The organism is Haloarcula sp. Atlit-47R, assembly GCF_003665985.1.
In the GTDB taxonomy this organism is placed as follows: Archaea; Halobacteriota; Halobacteria; order Halobacteriales; family Haloarculaceae; genus Haloarcula; species Haloarcula taiwanensis.
In genome coordinates this window covers 1-436 of sequence record NZ_QPLQ01000100.1, presented here as the reverse complement: position 1 = coordinate 436, position 436 = coordinate 1, and the positions used below count along the sequence as shown (strand labels likewise).

Below are 436 nucleotides of genomic sequence, written 5' to 3'. Positions count from 1 at the left end.
TTTTCAATTGGTTTGGGTTCTCGGGTTCAAACAAGTGTCCCGTCTGACCATTATCTATTAATTCTGGAATTCCACCAAACTTTGATGCAATTACGGGAGTTCCATAGGCAACGCTTTCGTAGATCACCATCGGAGAATTATCATACCATCTTGAAGGAACAACTGTAAGATCCGCTTCCAAATACATCTGTTTCAATTCATCTTCAGGTACAAATCCGTGAATGTGAATATTTTCTAAGTCTGAGGCCATCAATTCAAGTTTAGACTTTTGGGGTCCCTTCCCCAGAATATGTACCTCAATATCTTCTGAATCAAAGTCAGCAACTGCTTCTACTAATACATCAACTCCTTTAGAATAAGTTAACTGCCCCACATATAAGATCTGTCTCTTCTTAGAATTTCCACCGCCACATTCACCACCATTTGTCTCTTTTTG

Annotated in this window: 1 protein-coding gene; it reads right to left on the bottom strand. The window is 39.2% G+C overall.

All coding sequences use genetic code 11. The features are described from left to right. Positions 1-436, bottom strand: a 436-nt coding sequence (locus tag DVK00_RS21065) for a glycosyltransferase (RefSeq protein WP_121578529.1), incomplete at both ends; no start/stop codon positions are given.